The sequence below is a fragment of the Labrys sp. ALF-8 genome, assembly GCF_059699065.1.
Map to the genome: position 1 here is coordinate 740,440 of NZ_AP048538.1, position 15,979 is coordinate 756,418.

Annotated in this window: 13 protein-coding genes; 5 read left to right on the forward strand and 8 right to left on the reverse strand. The window is 63.8% G+C overall.

Annotated elements, in window-relative coordinates; genetic code table 11:
- Positions 1-43 precede the first annotated feature (43 nt).
- Positions 44-1,057 (reverse strand): zinc-binding alcohol dehydrogenase family protein, encoded by a 1,014-nt coding sequence (locus AC6H34_RS23280; protein WP_497540384.1) that lies wholly within the window; start codon positions 1,055-1,057, stop codon positions 44-46.
- A 114-nt stretch (positions 1,058-1,171) separates the two neighbouring features.
- On the opposite strand from AC6H34_RS23280, the gene AC6H34_RS23285 reads away from it, so the two are divergent.
- Positions 1,172-2,050 carry a LysR substrate-binding domain-containing protein gene (locus AC6H34_RS23285; RefSeq protein ID WP_448147311.1) on the forward strand — a complete coding sequence of 293 codons (879 nt, stop codon included), beginning with the start codon at positions 1,172-1,174 and terminating at the stop codon, positions 2,048-2,050.
- 202 nt (positions 2,051-2,252) lie between these two features.
- On the opposite strand, the gene AC6H34_RS23290 is transcribed toward AC6H34_RS23285, so the two are convergent.
- Positions 2,253-3,755, reverse strand: a complete 1,503-nt coding sequence (locus tag AC6H34_RS23290) for a hypothetical protein (protein WP_497540385.1) — start codon at positions 3,753-3,755, stop codon at positions 2,253-2,255.
- 398 nt (positions 3,756-4,153) lie between these two features.
- On the opposite strand from AC6H34_RS23290, the gene panB reads away from it, so the two are divergent.
- On the forward strand, positions 4,154-4,975 hold the full coding sequence (gene panB, locus AC6H34_RS23295) for a 3-methyl-2-oxobutanoate hydroxymethyltransferase (RefSeq protein ID WP_448147313.1): 822 nt from the start codon (positions 4,154-4,156) through the stop codon (positions 4,973-4,975).
- A gap of 59 nt (positions 4,976-5,034) precedes the next feature.
- Here the strand turns inward: panB and AC6H34_RS23300 are convergent, their stop codons facing one another.
- The gene (locus tag AC6H34_RS23300) at positions 5,035-6,513 is read right to left on the reverse strand and encodes an AMP nucleosidase (RefSeq protein WP_497540386.1); all 1,479 of its coding nucleotides are present in this window, start codon (positions 6,511-6,513) and stop codon (positions 5,035-5,037) included.
- 176 nt (positions 6,514-6,689) lie between these two features.
- Here AC6H34_RS23300 and AC6H34_RS23305 point away from each other — a divergent pair, with 176 nt between their 5' ends.
- The 3 genes from AC6H34_RS23305 (at position 6,690) to der (ending at position 9,816) form a co-directional block, all read left to right on the forward strand.
- Positions 6,690-7,595: a DUF2167 domain-containing protein gene (locus AC6H34_RS23305; protein WP_497540387.1), complete on the forward strand. Its 906-nt coding sequence runs from the start codon at positions 6,690-6,692 to the stop codon at positions 7,593-7,595.
- Between the two features lie 151 nt (positions 7,596-7,746).
- Positions 7,747-8,409, forward strand: a complete 663-nt coding sequence (locus AC6H34_RS23310) for a tetratricopeptide repeat protein (RefSeq protein WP_448147316.1) — start codon at positions 7,747-7,749, stop codon at positions 8,407-8,409.
- 3 nt (positions 8,410-8,412) lie between these two features.
- Positions 8,413-9,816 carry a ribosome biogenesis GTPase Der gene (der, locus tag AC6H34_RS23315; RefSeq protein WP_497540388.1) on the forward strand — a complete coding sequence of 468 codons (1,404 nt, stop codon included), beginning with the start codon at positions 8,413-8,415 and terminating at the stop codon, positions 9,814-9,816.
- 3 nt (positions 9,817-9,819) lie between these two features.
- Here der and AC6H34_RS23320 read toward each other — a convergent pair whose 3' ends face one another.
- The 5 genes from AC6H34_RS23320 to radA all read right to left on the reverse strand — a co-directional run bounded on the left by AC6H34_RS23320 (position 9,820) and on the right by radA (position 15,922).
- Positions 9,820-11,184 carry a CoA transferase gene (locus tag AC6H34_RS23320; protein WP_497540389.1) on the reverse strand — a complete coding sequence of 455 codons (1,365 nt, stop codon included), beginning with the start codon at positions 11,182-11,184 and terminating at the stop codon, positions 9,820-9,822.
- 141 nt (positions 11,185-11,325) lie between these two features.
- On the reverse strand, positions 11,326-12,066 hold the full coding sequence (locus AC6H34_RS23325) for an SDR family NAD(P)-dependent oxidoreductase (RefSeq protein WP_448147319.1): 741 nt from the start codon (positions 12,064-12,066) through the stop codon (positions 11,326-11,328).
- Positions 12,067-12,117: 51 nt separating this feature from the next.
- On the reverse strand, positions 12,118-13,599 hold the full coding sequence (gene purF, locus AC6H34_RS23330; protein WP_497541264.1) for an amidophosphoribosyltransferase: 1,482 nt from the start codon (positions 13,597-13,599) through the stop codon (positions 12,118-12,120).
- A gap of 143 nt (positions 13,600-13,742) precedes the next feature.
- Positions 13,743-14,375 (reverse strand): CvpA family protein, encoded by a 633-nt coding sequence (locus AC6H34_RS23335; protein WP_448147320.1) that lies wholly within the window; start codon positions 14,373-14,375, stop codon positions 13,743-13,745.
- Between the two features lie 140 nt (positions 14,376-14,515).
- Entirely contained in the window at positions 14,516-15,922 is a 1,407-nt protein-coding gene (radA, locus tag AC6H34_RS23340) for a DNA repair protein RadA (protein WP_497540390.1), read from the reverse strand.
- Positions 15,923-15,979: the final 57 nt, after the last annotated feature.

Sequence of the window (15,979 nt, forward strand, 5' to 3'; positions counted from 1 at the left end):
GGATCCAGGCGTATAGCCCGTGCTCCCAGGAACGGCAGACGGTTCAAAAACCTGCCAGCACCGACTTGCCGATCGCCTTGCCGCTTTCGACGCTCGCATGCGCGGCCCTGAGATTGGCTGCATTGATCGGGCCGAAATTCTCCTTGAGCGTCGTGCGAAGCACGCCCTGGTCAACCAGTTCGGAGACCCTGTTCAGGATGTCGTGCTGGGCGATCATGTCCGGCGTCTCGTAGATCGAGCGCGTGAACATCAGTTCCCAGTGTACGCTCAGGCTCTTGCGCTTGAACGGCGCGATGTCGAGCGTCTCGGGGTCGTCGATCAGGGCGAGCTTGCCCTGCGGTCGCAGGATGTCGACGATTGCGGGCAGGTTCTGTTGCGTTGCCGTGAGACCGGCAACATAGTCGACCTCGGAGAGACCGATCGCTTTCAGGCCCTCCGCAAGGGATTTGTGGTGATCGACGACGTGATGGGCACCCATCTGCTTCACCCATTCGGCGGTCTCGGGCCGGGACGCGGTGGCGATCACGGTCAGCCCCGTCAACTGGCGAGCGATCTGGATGAGAATGGAGCCGACGCCGCCGGCACCGTTGATGATGAAGAGCGTACCCGCCTGCGTCTTGTCTTCCGCCGGAACGCCGAGACGATCGAACAGCAACTCCCACGCCGTGACTGCCGTGAGGGGCAGAGCCGCGGCCTGCTCGAACGAAAGAGAAGTGGGCTTGCGGCCGACAAGCCGCTCGTCCACGGCCTGCAACTCGGCATTGGTGCCTGGACGGTTCAGGGTACCCGCATAGAAGACTTCGTCCCCACCCCTGAAGAGGGCCGTGTCGGTGCCGACGGCTTCGACCACGCCTGCGGCATCCCAACCCAGGATCCGGGCCTGGCCGTCGGCCGGCTTGACGCCTGCACGCACCTTCACATCGACGGGGTTGACCGAAATAGCCTTGATGCGGACGAGCAGGTCGCGAGGGCCGGGAACCGGCGCGGGAATCTCGATGTCGGCGAGCGCGTCGGCGGCCCCGATGGGCTGCGGCTTGTAATATCCAATGGCTTTCATGATGTCCTTCCTCGAGTGCCTGCCGTGGAGTTGGCCGGAGGGTGCTGCCTTGCCCGTTAGAAGGAAAGCAAATAGTTTTAATATTAGCTAGAAACGATGTGATTGGATGATGAGATGGCATTGCCTGATATCGAGATCGATCTGTTGCGTGCCTTCGTCGCCGTCGCCGAGGCCGGCAGCATGACGGGCGGGGCTGGGATCGTGGGTCGCACCCAATCAGCCGTCAGTCAAAAAATTTTGAGATTGGAAGAGCTTATCGGGAGACGCGTATTTGAACGTTCAAGTCGTTCGCTCTCCCTGACCGCTGACGGCGAGCGCTTGCTCGGAGCAGCGCGGCGCATGATCGAATTCAACGACGAAACCATGCGTCAGTTCGTTTCGCCGGTCGTGAGCGGACGGTTGCGCCTTGGCGTAACCGAGGATTTCATCCCCCAGCAATTGCCCCGCCTGCTGGCGCGCTTTGCCCGTACCTATCCGGATATCGTGCTGGAACTGACGACCGGCATGAGTTGCGATCTCCTGGCCTTGCTCGACAAAGGCGACCTCGATCTCGCCATCGCCAAGAGGGACGGAGCCATGCAGCGTGGGCGCATCATCTGGCGGGAGCCCCTGGAGTGGATCGCCGCGGAGAACTTCGAAGTTAGAGCAGGCCAGCCGGTGCCGCTGGTGTTGCTCCCCCAGCCCTGTACCTACCGTGGTCTTGCGCTGGAAGCCCTGGAGACCGTCGGGCGCGTCGGCACGATTTCCTGCACCGCCAGCAGCCTGATGGGGGTGCAGGCGGCCGTGGCGGGAGGCCTCGGGGTCACGGTCCTCGGCCGATCCTTCCTCCAGCCGGGACTGCGCGTGCTCGCCATCGGGGAAGACTGGCCACCACTGCCGATGACCGAAATTGTGCTCCTTGGTGAGGAAAGGGCGAAGGACCACCTCGCAAGGGCGCTGGTGTCATTCCTGATGGAGAGCCTGACACGATCAACTCTGCAACTGGCGGCATGAGGCGGTGGCAAGCACGCCACGCCCGGATCCTCTCCCCGTCCCGTCGTTGGGGGCGAAGCGATGCGCTCGAGACGAGCGACTATGATGTCCACCCGTGGATCACTTAGCTCCCAATGACGCGCCGCGAACGCGTCGGGATAACAATATGACTGTGATACTGGCTATGACGCCGTGAGGAAGGGTGCGGCCGCGCCGTGCCCGATCAGTTCGTGTGGGCGAGCGCCAGCCTGGCGATGCGATCGGCTGTATTGTCTCGCGAGCCTGCCTTGGCAGCCGCTTCGTAGAAGGCCTTTGCCTGAGCGGGATTCGCCTTTGCAGGATCCTTCACGATCGCCGGATCATAGGTCTCTGCCAGGGCAAAGAGAGCGCGAGGATCGCTGCCGTTCTTGTAGGAGTCGAGCGCTTGGCGGGCACCATCGATGTCGCCGATCGACGTCAGTTCACGCGCGGATTGCACCGCCTCGTCGACTTCGTCCAGCGTAATGGCAACCGTATCGACGCTACGGGTCGCCGCCGGCGGGGCAGGGGGAGGCACCGAGGCGATGGAGGTCGCCGACGGACTGGAGGTCGGGGCGGATTGGTTCGTCGGAAGCGGCGTGTCGATCTTGGCATCCTGCGCAGGCTTCGACTGCGGCGGAGCGACGGCAACCCTGGCCTCTTGCGGCGAAGGCGGCGCAACGAGCGCGCCTATCGCCTGCAGCTTTTCGGGGTTGGCCCAGAAATAGGCACCTACACCGGCGATCCCGACAGCCAGCGCGAGGGATGCGACCAAGGCACCCGGAATCCTGAACTTGCCGGGTGCGGCAAATCGAGCCCGCTTGTTGCCATTCACAGGGGCGGGCCGTGCTGGGGCGGCCACACCGAAGCGAGTGCTCGTCGCGCGAGCCGGCAAGTCCCCAACCTTGTCTTCTCTGGAGGGCTTCGCTTCGGCGATCGAAGCTGCGTCGTTCCCGGGCTTCCTCACCAGCAGGTCCAGATCCTGCGGCGGGCCTGATGAAACGCTTGCCGTCGACATCCGCGGGCGCTCTCTCAGGGGAGGCTGCCGAAATTCCAGATCATCGGAGGCGCTCTGGCTCAACGTCTCGCGCCCGGATGTCTCAAGCGAGGCGGCCCTTGGCATTTTCGGCAGATCGCCGAGAGGCTGCTTGTCGAGAGCCGGAGCAATCTCGATGAAAAGCGCTTCCCCGAAATCGACGCCTATATTGTCCGAGCCTGGTCGAGTCTTGTCGCCCTGCACCGGTTCGACGGCAGCCTCCGCTATCGGTGCCTCCGCCTTCGGTGCGTCGACCACTTCAAGTACGGCGGCATCCTCGGCGACCACCGCTTCGACCGGCGGGGCCGGTTCGACTGCAGGGACTGGAGCCGAAGGAGCGGGTGCAAGCACTTCCGCAGGCGCGGGCTCAGAAACTTTCGGTGAGGTGGCGATGGCGACCAATCGGCTGAGTGAGACGGGTTCAGCCGGCGGCTTGGACGGTGACGCAGCCAGCTTCGCGGCCTCGGGCGCCGCACGCCCGTCATTAGCCGGCGCCGGAACCGCGAGACGCGGATCCCGCGGCGCCGAAAGAGGCGGCAGCGATGCCGATGGCGCAACCGCCTGCTTCTCCTTCAGGGCCTCGGCAGCCTGGCGCGCTGCTTCCATGTGCCGCTGAAAGGCCTCGCGAACTGCCGCCGCGAGTGCTTCGTCTTTCTTCAGGGGTTCAGCCATATCGTTCCCACCCAAACGCTACCTGGGCACCCATCCTCGCGCCAAAACTGGTATCCCAGCCCCAAGGCTCGGGAGAATAACGTCCGGGGGAGTGCCTGCGCAAACAAATTCTTTAATCATTTGTTAACGATTGTGGAGACCGGAGCCAGTGTTTGCCCCATGTGTTCACGAATATGGTTAATGCGTCGAAGGCGGCAAGACTTCCGGAGAATGTTCGCGTTGAGCCAGCTATGCTCGATGCGAAGACGTGATGCGCGTCCGGAGCTGGCAGTTTTTTTATCTTGCCGCTTTACCGCATGACGCTTTTGAACGATTGGTATGTCGCCTTTCGGCCAGAACGCAAGATGACGCTTGGCCGAAAGCCCTGATCTCGTCAGGGGCGTTCAGGAGGAAAGTCCGTGTCTGTTCAAAACCAGTTGCAGCGTATCACCGCTCCCCAGATCCGTGCCCGCAAGGGTGGTGAGCCGATCGTCACTCTTACCTCCTATCATACCCATACGACTCGCATCATCGATCCCTATGTCGACTGCATCCTGGTGGGCGACAGTCTCGGCATGGTCATGCACGGCATGGAGACGACCTTGCCGGTGACGCTCGACATGATGATCCTGCAGGGGCGGGCGGTGATGCGCGGCTCCGAGCACGCGCTGGTGATCGTCGACCTGCCTTTCGGCTCCTATGAGGAGTCGCCGGAACAGGCCTTCCGTAACGCAGTGCGGATCCTCAAGGAGACCGGCTGCGGCGCGGTCAAGCTGGAGGGCGGCGAGCGAATGGCCGATACCATTCGTTTCCTTACAGACCGTGGCGTGCCCGTAATGGCACATATCGGGCTGACGCCGCAGTCGATCATGGCACTGGGTTCCTTCAGGGCGCAGGGCCGCGACGAGGCGGACTGGGGGCCGATCGAGAGGGACGCCCAGCTTGTATCAGAAGCGGGCGCCTTCGCTGTGGTCATCGAGGCCGTGGCAGAGCCGCTCGCGGCCAAGATCACGGCCAACATTCCCATTCCAACGATCGGCATCGGCGCCTCGCCCGCCTGTGACGGGCAGGTTCTCGTCCTTGAGGACATGCTGGGCCTTTCGGAGCGCGTGCCGAAATTCGTCAAGCGCTTCGGCTCGCTGGGCGACCATATCCGTGGAGCGGTACAGGGATATGTCGATGCCGTGCGCGACCGCAGCTTCCCCGGGCCGGATAACACCTATGGCATGAGGAAGAAGTAAGGCGATCGCCGAGGGCGCATCGCCGCATTCATTCCTTCATTCCTTGGCGTGCCGCAGCGCTACTGGAACGCCACCTCGTTGAAGCTGCGCAGCTTGCGCGAGTGGAGCTGGCGCTTGTCGGTGTCGCGCAGCAGCGCCATCGTTTCCAGCCCGATTGCCAGATGCTGGAATACCCGCTCCCGATAGAAGGAATCCGCCATGCCCGGCAGCTTCAGTTGGCCGTGCAACGGCTTGTCCGAGACGCAGAGCAGGGTGCCGTAAGGAACGCGGAAGCGAAAGCCGTTGGCTGCGATCGTGGAGGACTCCATGTCGAGTGCGATGGCGCGGCTCTGGATGAAAGGAAGGTTCTGCACCGTGGAGGGGCGCAGTTCCCAGTTGCGGTCATCCACCGTGGCGACGGTTCCCGTGCGCATGACCCGCTTGAGGTCGTAGCCGGTGAGACCGGTCACCCGACCCACGGCCCGCTCGATGGCGATTTGGATCTCCGCGAGCGCAGGCACCGGTACCTCGCGCGGGAGGTCGGCATCGAGCACCTGGTCCTGGCGCAGATAGGCATGGGCCAGAACGTAGTCGCCCAGCATCTGTGAGTTTCGCAGGCCGGCGCAGTGCCCGAGCATCAGCCAGGCATGCGGGCGCAATACGGCGATGTGATCTGAAATGTTCTTGGCGTTGGAGGGGCCGACGCCGATGTTGATCATGGTAATGCCGGAATCATCCTCGCGCTTGAGGTGATAGGCCGGCATCTGGGGCAGGCGCTGCGGGTGCCGGCCCGTCACTTCGAGCTCGGATGTCTGTCCGCCGGCCTCGGTAACCACGTTGCCGGGCTCGACGAAAGCGGTGTAGCCGGAGCCAAGCGAACCGCCGTCTCCCTTGGAGAGGATGGTGTGGGCCAGGCGCACGAACTCATCGATATAGAACTGGTAGTTCGTGAAGATCACGAAGTTCTGGAAATGCCGGGCCGAGGTGCCGGTATAATGCTTCAGGCGCATCAGCGAGATGTCGATGCGCGGCGCCGTGAACAGTGCCAGCGGCTTGGCGCCTTCCGCCGAACGCACCTCGATCCCATTGGCGATGCGGTCGTCCATGATGGTGAGATCAGGCACATCGAAGACCTGCGGCATCAGCGCCAGGCGCCCGTAATCAAGCCCTCCTTCGGCGTGATAATCCTCGCCGAGCGCGAAATGGATCGGGATAGGCGTCGTGCTCTCGCCGATTTCCACCGGTACGCCGGTGTTCTTGATGAGGAGCGCGATCTGCTCTTCCAGATAGCGGCCGAAGATATCGGGGCGCGTGAGCGTCGTCATGTAGGTGCCCGTATCGGCCACGAAGCCGAAGGGGGTACGAGCATCCAACTCCGGCAGGGTGTCCGTGCCGACGCGGATGAAGGGGTAGTATGCGCGCACGCGATGGTCGAAATCCTTGCCTCTGGTGAAGGCATCGAAGGCTTCTCGCAGTCGGGTCGTGTTGGATTCGTAAAGCTGCGTGATCGCCGCAACAGCCGCTTTCGCATTGTCAAAGCGGCGGGGCTCAGTCGTCATTTCAGTTTCTAAGCCGCGAGGCGGCTCTCCCTTTTCGACCTTCTAATTCAGCCCTCGTGACATCGCAACGACATAGGAAAGGAAATATTGAGGCCTGGCGCCGGGCCCGACACGGATTGCTAGGGATTTCGCGTTATCGGGTACCTCTTCAGCGTTTCTGTTCCCGGAGAGCGGCCATGATCGCCCGACCAATCCTCGCATTCGCGCTGGCCGCCTCCTTCCTGGTGGGCGGGGCGACCCTCACCCGCGCCCAGGAGACGGATGGGCAGAAGCAGGCGGAAATACTCCAGGCCACCGTGGATGCGATGCAGAAGATGCTGCAGCCTGGTCCGGCGGATGTGAAGCTCTCCGACCTGGCAATCCTGCATCTGCCCGCCGGGGCCGGGTTCGTCCGCCAGCCCGAGGCCGGTGCGTGGGCGAAGGCAGTGGGCTACGACAAGGACGTCAACCTCGTGAATCCGGACCTGATAGGTATTGCCATACCGATGTCGGAGGACAACTGGGTCACTTTCATAAACTATCACGCCGGTACGCACGTCGTCGATGATGAAGCACGGGGCTGGAACCTCGACGCCTTGCTGCAGGCGCTCAAGACGAGTACGGAGGCGGGCAACCAGGGGCGCGGGCAGCGCGGCGAACCGCAAATCGAGGTCCGGGACTGGCTCGAGAAGCCGAGCTACGACAGCGCGGGCCACAAGCTGATCTGGGCGACGTCGAATGCCGAGAAGGGCGGCGACCCCGACGAGGGAACCGCCAATGTGCACGCTTATGCGCTCGGCAAGGACGGCTATTTCGAACTCACCATGGTCTCTCCCGCAGCCGAGATCACCTCGCATCTGACGATGGCTGAAGCTTTGCTTGCGGGGCTGCAACTCGACGCGGGCCGGCAATATGGCGACGGTGCGCCGGGAGTGGCGCAACGCAGCATTACCAGCCTGATCGCCCCGCTTTCACCGGGCCTTGCGGACCGGGGGCTGGCTTTCGCCCGGGCGAACTGGATGTGGCTGGCCGTCGGTGTTCTGGTGCTTGCCATTCTTGCCGGCGGGCTGCCGATCCTGCGGCGCCGTCGTGAGCTTCCATGAGGGGCTCAGACCTGCAAAGGCGACGGGTATACAGCGATTTAATGCCTGCAAGAGCCTCGAAAGTGTCAGTTTGCTTGACGCGACAGACCCTCTCCTCTAGGTCGAGGGCGATAAACCGCGTAGAGCGCGCACAAGGGTACGAGCCGGGTCTATGACCGATATTTTCCAGGAAGTCAGCGAGGATATGCGCCGGGAACGGGCGCAGAAGCTCTGGGCGAAATACGGCAACTACGTCATCGGTGCAGCTGCCGCCGTCGTGCTGGGAGTGGCCGCCTTTGTCGCCTATCAGCGTTACGAGCAGCAGCAGGCCGATGCCCAGGGGGCTCGCTTCCAGTCGGCGGTGGCGCTTGCCCAGGCGGGGAAGACGGCGGACGCTGCCGCGACGCTCAGTGCTCTCGCGAAGGACGGCAATGCCGGGTACCAGACGCTGGCACGCTTCCGCCTTGCCGCGGAAACTGCGACCGACAAGCTCGCGGACGGCATCAAGGCCTATGACACCCTCGCTGCCGATCCCTCCGTCGATCCGCTCCTGCAGGGTCTTGCCAAGATCAGGGCAGGTTATCTGATGGTCGACAGCGCCTCTTATGCGGACATTGCCGCCAGAATCGAGCCACTCGCCGCTGCTGACCAGCCCTGGCGCCACTCGGCCCGCGAAATTCTCGGCCTGTCCGCGTGGAAGGCGAAGGACCTCACCAACGCTGCCAAGTGGTACCAGGCCATCATCACCGACAAGGATGTGCCGGCGTCCCTTCGCCAGCGTGCCGAAATGATGCTGCAGCTCATCGCTGCTGACCAGCCCTTCAAAGCCTCCTGACGCATGCCTGTCTCCATCGCCATTGTCGGTCGGCCCAACGTCGGCAAGTCCACGCTCTTCAACCGGCTCGTCGGTCGCAAGCTTGCGATCGTCGACGACCGGCCGGGGGTGACGCGCGACCGGCGCGAAGGCGATGCCAAGCTGGGCAGCCTCAATTTCAAGGTGATCGATACCGCGGGCCTCGAGGTCGCCGACGATGCCTCGCTCGCCGGTCGCATGCGTGCGCAGACCGAGGCGGCGATCGCCGAGTGTGATCTCATCCTCTTCATGTTCGATGCGCGTGTCGGCGTGACGCCGGCGGACGAGCATTTCGCGGAAGTTGCCCGCCGTTCGGGCAAGCCCGTGATCCTGGTCGCGAACAAGACGGAGAGCCGCACTGGCTTCGCTGGGGCCTATGAGGCCTACGCCCTCGGCCTGGGCGATCCTGTGCCGATCTCCGCCGAGCATGGCGAGGGCATGGCGGATCTCGCCGAGGCCATTGTCGATCTCGCTCCTGCCACCGGTTACGAGCCGGAGCAGGAAGTGGCGGAGACCGATGCCGTCGTAAGCGGCGAGGAGGGCGAGGAGGAGGCGATCGCGCTCGATGCCGGTATCGCCCGTCCATTGCGGGTGGCGATCATCGGCCGTCCCAACGCCGGGAAGTCGACGCTGGTGAATGCGCTGATCGGCCAGGACCGCATGCTCACCGGTCCAGAGGCGGGTATTACACGAGATACGATTTCCGTGGATTGGGCCTGGCGCGACAAGCATATAAAGCTGTTCGACACGGCCGGCATGCGCAAGAAGGCGCGCATCGAGGACAAGCTCGAGAAGCTTTCCGTCTCGGATGGCCTCAGGGCCGTGCGCTTCGCCGAAGTCGTCGTCCTGCTTCTCGACAGCGGAACTCCGTTTGAGAAGCAGGATCTCCAGATCGCCGATCTCGTGGAGCGAGAGGGGCGCGCCATCGTCATCGGTCTCAACAAATGGGATCTGGCCGAGAACCGCCACAAGGCGCTGGCAGATGCGCGGGAGATGTTCGAGCGCCTGCTGCCGCAACTGCGCGGCGCCCCTGTGGTGACCCTGTCGGGCCTTTCCGAGCAGGGGCTCGATCGCCTGATGGAAGCTTGCTTCAGGGCCTATGCCACCTGGAACCGCCGCGTACCGACGGCTCGCCTCAATCGCTGGCTGGGCGGCGTGCTCGAGCACCATCCGCCGCCGGCCGTCTCGGGGCGCCGGATCAAGATCCGATACATGACGCAGGTGAAGACGCGCCCGCCGCACTTCGCCGTCTTCGGCAACCAGCTCGACGCGCTGCCGGACAGTTTCCAGCGTTACCTGATCAACGGCCTGCGCGAGACCTTCGACATGCCGGGCGTGCCGATCCGTCTGAGCCTGCGCTCGCCGAGGAATCCCTTCGACAGGAAATAGGGCTCAGGCCCATCTTGGCGGTGCGCTTCCAAGCGGCGTCGCCGGCGCGTCCCAAGTCATGGCGGTCCCGTCGATCTCGACGGGCGACTTCAGCCGCTGCGTCTCGCCCCAGAAAGTCCTTTCGACAGGAATAGCGAGGTCTTTCCCGGTCTCGGCCGCAAATGGCGACTGGTCATCCTGTGGACCCGCGTCGGTCAGGAGCTTGGCCGTTCTCGCGAGCGAGAGACGAGTGCGTACGACCTCGCCGGAAGTGAGACGTTGTGTGAGGCTTCGAATGGCGGCTGCGGCCATCAGATAGCCCGTTGCATGGTCGAGCGCCTGGACAGGCAGGGGAACGGGCCTGTCGGCGCGCTGCCACGCCATTCCCGCATCTGCGATGCCGCTGCTCATCTGGACCAGGCTGTCGAAACCCCTGCGATTTCGCCATGGGCCGGACCAACCGTAAGCATCGAGGCTGACGTCGATCAGACCCGGCGAAAGCGCCTGGCGACGTGCTCCGTCGTAACCGAGGGCAGCCAGTGCATCGGCCCGGTAACCGTGAATGAGAATATCGGCTCCGGACAGCAATTCCTCGAAGACACCGCGGTCATGGGTGCGCATCAGATCGAGCCGAGCGCAATGCTTGCCGAGCGTGACTTCCGGAACGACGGCGGGTTCGTCCCAATCGGGAGGATCGATACGCAGAACCTCGGCGCCGTAGCCTGCCAGGAAACGCGTTGCGACCGGGCCAGCCAGCACGCGCGTGAGATCGAGCACGCGCAGGCCCTTCAATGGTCGGCCCAGAGAAGGGCGCCAGTCCAGTTCGCTCCCGTGAAGGCAGGTATGGCGCAGTGCCAGCGGCTCGGCGTCGACCGCAAGACCCTGCTCGTGCTGCCGCCACTCGGACAGAGAACGCATCTCGGCGGCGCATCCTCCGGCGGCAATGATCGCCTGCTCCAGTTCCCGTTTTTTCCACGCCTTGACGGCCGCCGCCATGGCCCCCTTGTCGGCATGATCTCCTAGGACTTTCTGCGCGACGGCGCGGTGATGCGGAGCGTTGGTGTGCAAGCGGATCCAGCCATCCTTGGCCTCGTAGTCGCCTGCGATCGAATCCCAGACGGCCGGCATGCTCCAGCCGATCGGGCGCAGGGACGACAGGAACCAGAAGGAGGCGAGACGGCGATCGACCGTCACCGTCCCATGCTTCCCAGTGATCTTTCCTTCGAATTCGGCGACGGCCAGCCCCGCAGCGGCAACCGCCGCGGAGGCAAGGTCGCTCACCTTGAAGGCCGAGGGCAATTGGCCCCCGCCGACGATGGCGACGCGATCCGCCAGCGCGGCATCACCGCCGACGGCCTTCCACATCTCGACGAGGAATGACTGTGCCATGCCACAGATTAGCGCCACCGCCATGGAGCGGCAGATCAAAGCGGGCATGGCAGCTTTGCGCCAGCGGCAGGACAGCGCGGGCGTTCGCCTCTGATCAAGTCGCGGTTGGGCGGCCCCGATCTCGAACGAAGGTGGATCCAGCTATTCCGGCGCCCGGAAGCGAATGAACTTGCCCTGGCGCATGTCGTAGATCTCCCCGGTCTCGGTCAGATCGGGGCTCGCCAGCAGCAGGATCGAAGGGGCAATTTCGGTGGGATGCGGGAGCGAGTTCGCATCTTCGCCAGGCATTGCGGCGGCGCGCATATGAGTACGGACGGGGCCGGGGGAGAACAGGTTTGCTCGAACCGACGAATTGATCGTCTCCGCGGCATAGGTGGCGACGATGCTGTTGAGCGCGGCCTTGGTGGCGGCGTAAAGGCCCCAGTAGGCCGTGGATTTCCACGCCGCTCCGGAGGTGATGAAGATGGCGCGCCCGGCATCAGACTTGCGCAGCAGCGGATCGAAGGAGCGGAGCAGGCGCCAGTTCGCCGTGACGTTCACGGCGAATACATTGTCCCAGTCCTTCGGCTCCAGGTGGCCGAGCGGCGAAATCGATCCGAGTGCACCGGCGTTGCCGATCAGGATGTCGAGCTTGCCATAACGTTCGAACAGGGTGTAGCCCAACCTGTCGATGCCCTCGCCATCCTTGATGTCGAGCGGCACGAGGCTGGCCGTCCCCCCCTTGGCGCGGATTTCGTCGTCGAGGTCTTCGAGGGCACCGACTGTCCGCGCGACCGCGATTACATGCGCACCGGCCTCGCCCAGAGCCAGTGCGGTGGCACGGCCGATACCACGCGATGCACCGGTGACGAGTGCGAGGCGGCCTTTCAACAGATCAGACATCGAGAACCCATGAGATCGCCGGCCGGCATTCCTGCCTCGGCCGGCCTTGCATCAGCTAGCTTCGGCGAGCAGGGCGAATTGCTGCTTGGCGCCTTCGCCGACCACGTCGGTGAGGAAGGTCGGATAGTCGCCGGTGAAGCAATGATCCGTGAACTGCGGCCGGATCGGATCGCGCTGGTCGTAGCCGCACCCCTTGTAGACACCTTCGACCGAAAGGAATGCCAGCGTGTCGGCGCCCATATATTCGCGCATGGCTTCGAGATCCATGCGGGCGGCGAGCAGGTTCTCCTTGTCCGGCGTGTCGATGCCGTAATAGTCGGGATGGGTGATGGGCGGGCTGGAAATACGGAAATGCACTTCCTTGGCGCCGGCCTCCCGCATCATCCGCACGATCTTCACCGAAGTGGTGCCACGCACGATCGAATCGTCGATCAGCACCACGCGCTTGCCCTCGATCACCGAGCGGTTCGCGCTATGCTTCATTCGGACGCCGAGTTCGCGGATGGACTGGGTCGGCTGGATGAAGGTACGGCCGACATAATGGTTGCGGATGATGCCCAGCTCATAGGGCAGGCCGGCGGCCTGGGCGTAGCCGATCGCAGCCGGGACGCCCGAATCTGGAACCGGCACCACGACGTCTGCTTCGACGCCGGCTTCGGCCGCGAGCTGCGCCCCGAACGCCTTGCGCACGCTGTAGACGCTGCGTCCGTGCACGACGGAGTCGGGACGGGCGAAGTAGATATACTCGAAGATGCAGGGGCGCGGGGGAACACGGGGAAAAGGCTTGATCGATTCCACGCCATCCTTGGTGATCACCACCACTTCGCCATTCTCGATGTCACGCAAGAAGCGGGCGCCGATGATGTCGAGCGCGCAGGTCTCCGAAGCGAGGATGTAGCAGCCGTCGAGCTCGCCGAGAACGAGCGGGCGTATGCCGAGCGGATCGCGCGCGCCGACCAGCATGTGGTTGGTAAGACCGACGAAGGCATAGGCTCCCTCGATCTGGAAGAGAGCGTCGATGAAGCGGTCGATGAACTTCTCGCGGGTCGAGCGGGCGACGAGATGGAGGATCACCTCGCTGTCGGATGTCGCCTGGAAGATCGAGCCCTTGGAGATCAACTCGCGGCGCAGGGTCAGGCCGTTGGTTAGGTTGCCATTGTGCGCCACCGAGAAGCCGCCGCCTTCCAGCTCCGCAAAAAGCGGCTGGACGTTGCGCAGGATGGTTCCGCCCGTGGTCGAGTACCGCGTATGGCCAATGGCCTGGGCGCCAGGGAGGCGCTCGATGACGTCACGCTTGGAGAAGGTGTCCCCCACGAGGCCAAGCCGACGCTCCGAATTGTAGCGGGAGCCGTCGAATGTCACGATGCCGCAGGCCTCCTGGCCGCGATGCTGCAGGGCATGCAGGCCCAGGGCCGTGATCGCAGCGGCTTCAGTGTGCCCGAAAATGCCGAATACCCCGCATTCCTCGCGCAACCGGTCCGCATCGAGGTCCAGTTCGTCATTCTCAGGGGCGACCGCGTTTTCCCGGGACATTGCGTTCACTTGGGCTGCTCTCCAAAAAAGGGGTGAGCGGCCCGGAAAATGATCTCCAGCCGCTCCGTATAGCATTTAGATAGTATCACCGATCGGCATTTCTACCACGCAGACGAGGGTTCTGCAGGCATTAATGCAAAACATTATTGTGCAGGTTGCGCTGGCGCAGCCGGTGCCGGAGCGGCAGGCTGGGTTTGGGGAGGCGCCGCACCTGCGGCATCCGGATCCGGCTCCTGAGTGGTGGTGTCGGGGCCGATCACCTCATTGGCGCGCAATTGCTTGAGGATGACGTTCTCGGGGTCGTTCGGCAGCAGCGACAGGATCCAGTCGCGGCCGGCGATGAGAAGCTGGCGCGACTTGGCATCCTGCACCCATATCGGTTCGGACTTCGGCGGCACGAGGTAGCTGAAGAAGATGAACGCGACGATGGCGAGGAGCAGCCCGCGCGCCGCACCGAACAGGAAACCGAAAGTGCGGTCGATCGCACCGATACGGCTGTCCAGGATCATGTCCGATATGCGTATGGTTATGAAGGATGCGATCAGCAGGACGATCACGAAGATCCCGGCGCCGGTGGCGATGCGGGCGATGGTGTCGTTCTTGATGTAGGGCGTGACGAGGGGCAGGACGCGGGAGAACAGCAGGAGCGTCGCCACGGCAGCCGCGGCCCAGGCGGCGATGGCCAGGATTTCGCGGGTGAAGCCGCGAACCATTGCAAGAAGCGCCGAAATCAGCATGACGCCAATGACGATCAGATCAAGCAAGGTTACGGGCATTGGCAATCTATCCTGATGTGAACGAGGCGGCACGAACCCCTGTGGCGTGTCGACACGCTCAGGCACGCGCGCCCCTCTATAACGACGCTTCCAGGCGGCGTCACCCACTTGCTGCGCCGCAACGAGGAGAAATCACCGCTTTATTGCGAGACTTTCACGGTTTTTCGCTTCTGGCCTTCGCTGGAGGCGGCAATATCCGCAACAAGTGTCGCAAGTGAGGCAACCGCATCGATGCGCAGGCCGCTGTCATTTCCCGATTCATTGGCCGCCGCCGGGCACACCGCGCGCTTGAATCCCAGTTTCGCGGCTTCCTTCAGGCGGGCACCCATATGCGCCACCGGTCGCACCGAACCGGAGAGGGAGACTTCGCCGAAATAGACGGCATCGGCCGGCAGAGCGGCGCCTGTGAGCGAGGAAATCAAGGCAGCCGCGACCGCAAGGTCGGCTGCAGGCTCCTGGATGCGCAGGCCGCCCGCGACATTGAGATAGACGTCGTGGCTGCCGAGCCGTACGCCGCAGTGGGCCTCCAGGACCGCGAGCACCATGGAAAGGCGGCTCGAATCCCAACCCACCACGGCGCGGCGCGGCGTGCCGAGGCTGGTCGGCGCGACAAGTGCCTGGATCTCCACGAGAAGAGGACGGGTGCCTTCCATGCCGCCGAAGACGGCCGTCCCGGGCGAGCCAAGATCCCTTTCGGACAGGAAAAGGGCGGAGGGATTGCTTACTTCCCTGAGGCCGAGACCCGTCATCTCGAACACGCCGATCTCGTCCGTCGGGCCAAATCGGTTCTTCACGCCGCGCAACACACGGAAATCCCGCGCCCCGTCACCTTCGAAGGAGAGCACTGCGTCGACCATGTGCTCGACCACGCGAGGGCCGGCGATCTGGCCGTCCTTGGTGACGTGGCCGACCAGGATCACGGTGCTTCCCGAGCGCTTGGCATGCCGAATCAGCGCCTGGGCGGAGCCTCGCACCTGCGTCACCGTTCCTGGCGCCGACTCGACGGTGTCAGTCCACATGGTCTGAATGGAATCGATGATGACCAGGCGGGGGGACGGGCCATGCTGCAAGGTGGCGAGGATGTCCTCGACGGAGGTTTCGGAGGCTAGCTCGACCGGCGCATCGGCAAGGCCCAGGCGCTCGGCGCGCAGTCGCACCTGCGCGGCGGCTTCTTCGCCGGATATGTAGACGACGCGGGCATTCCTTAGGGCCAGGGCCGCGCAGGCCTGGATGAGCAGGGTGGATTTGCCGATGCCGGGATCTCCACCGAGCAGCAGGACCGATCCTCGTACGAATCCTCCACCGGTGACTCGGTCCAGTTCATTGATGCCCGAGACCAGGCGCGGTGCCTCGTCCGTGGTTCCTGTCAGGCTTTCGAGGGCGAAGACCCGACCGCGTCCCTTCGATCGCTGCGAGGCCGGGACGGCAGCGACTGCAGCCGTCTCTTCGGCAATGGTATTCCACTCGCCGCAGGCATCGCACTTGCCCTGCCAGCGCTGATAGACGGTGCCGCAGTTCTGGCAGATATAGGAGGAACGTTTGGCCATGAGCCCTCATAGCGCCTGTGACGAGTCTGATCAAACTTCATCCAGCTTGTAATGCAA

What these genes read in the sequence shown, in the direction of transcription:
- AC6H34_RS23300 (WP_497540386.1), bottom strand. Translation starts at nt 6,513, where the DNA reads ATGACGACTGAGCCCCGCCGCTTTGACAATGCGAAAGCGGCTGTTGCG.
- AC6H34_RS23320 (WP_497540389.1), bottom strand. Translation starts at nt 11,184, where the DNA reads ATGGCACAGTCATTCCTCGTCGAGATGTGGAAGGCCGTCGGCGGTGAT.
- radA (WP_497540390.1), bottom strand. Translation starts at nt 15,922, where the DNA reads ATGGCCAAACGTTCCTCCTATATCTGCCAGAACTGCGGCACCGTCTAT.
- AC6H34_RS23325 (WP_448147319.1), bottom strand. Translation starts at nt 12,066, where the DNA reads ATGTCTGATCTGTTGAAAGGCCGCCTCGCACTCGTCACCGGTGCATCG.
- AC6H34_RS23290 (WP_497540385.1), bottom strand. Translation starts at nt 3,755, where the DNA reads ATGGCTGAACCCCTGAAGAAAGACGAAGCACTCGCGGCGGCAGTTCGC.
- purF (WP_497541264.1), bottom strand. Translation starts at nt 13,599, where the DNA reads ATGTCCCGGGAAAACGCGGTCGCCCCTGAGAATGACGAACTGGACCTC.
- AC6H34_RS23305 (WP_497540387.1), top strand. Translation starts at nt 6,690, where the DNA reads ATGATCGCCCGACCAATCCTCGCATTCGCGCTGGCCGCCTCCTTCCTG.
- AC6H34_RS23335 (WP_448147320.1), bottom strand. Translation starts at nt 14,375, where the DNA reads ATGCCCGTAACCTTGCTTGATCTGATCGTCATTGGCGTCATGCTGATT.
- der (WP_497540388.1), top strand. Translation starts at nt 8,413, where the DNA reads ATGCCTGTCTCCATCGCCATTGTCGGTCGGCCCAACGTCGGCAAGTCC.
- AC6H34_RS23310 (WP_448147316.1), top strand. Translation starts at nt 7,747, where the DNA reads ATGACCGATATTTTCCAGGAAGTCAGCGAGGATATGCGCCGGGAACGG.
- AC6H34_RS23280 (WP_497540384.1), bottom strand. Translation starts at nt 1,057, where the DNA reads ATGAAAGCCATTGGATATTACAAGCCGCAGCCCATCGGGGCCGCCGAC.
- AC6H34_RS23285 (WP_448147311.1), top strand. Translation starts at nt 1,172, where the DNA reads ATGGCATTGCCTGATATCGAGATCGATCTGTTGCGTGCCTTCGTCGCC.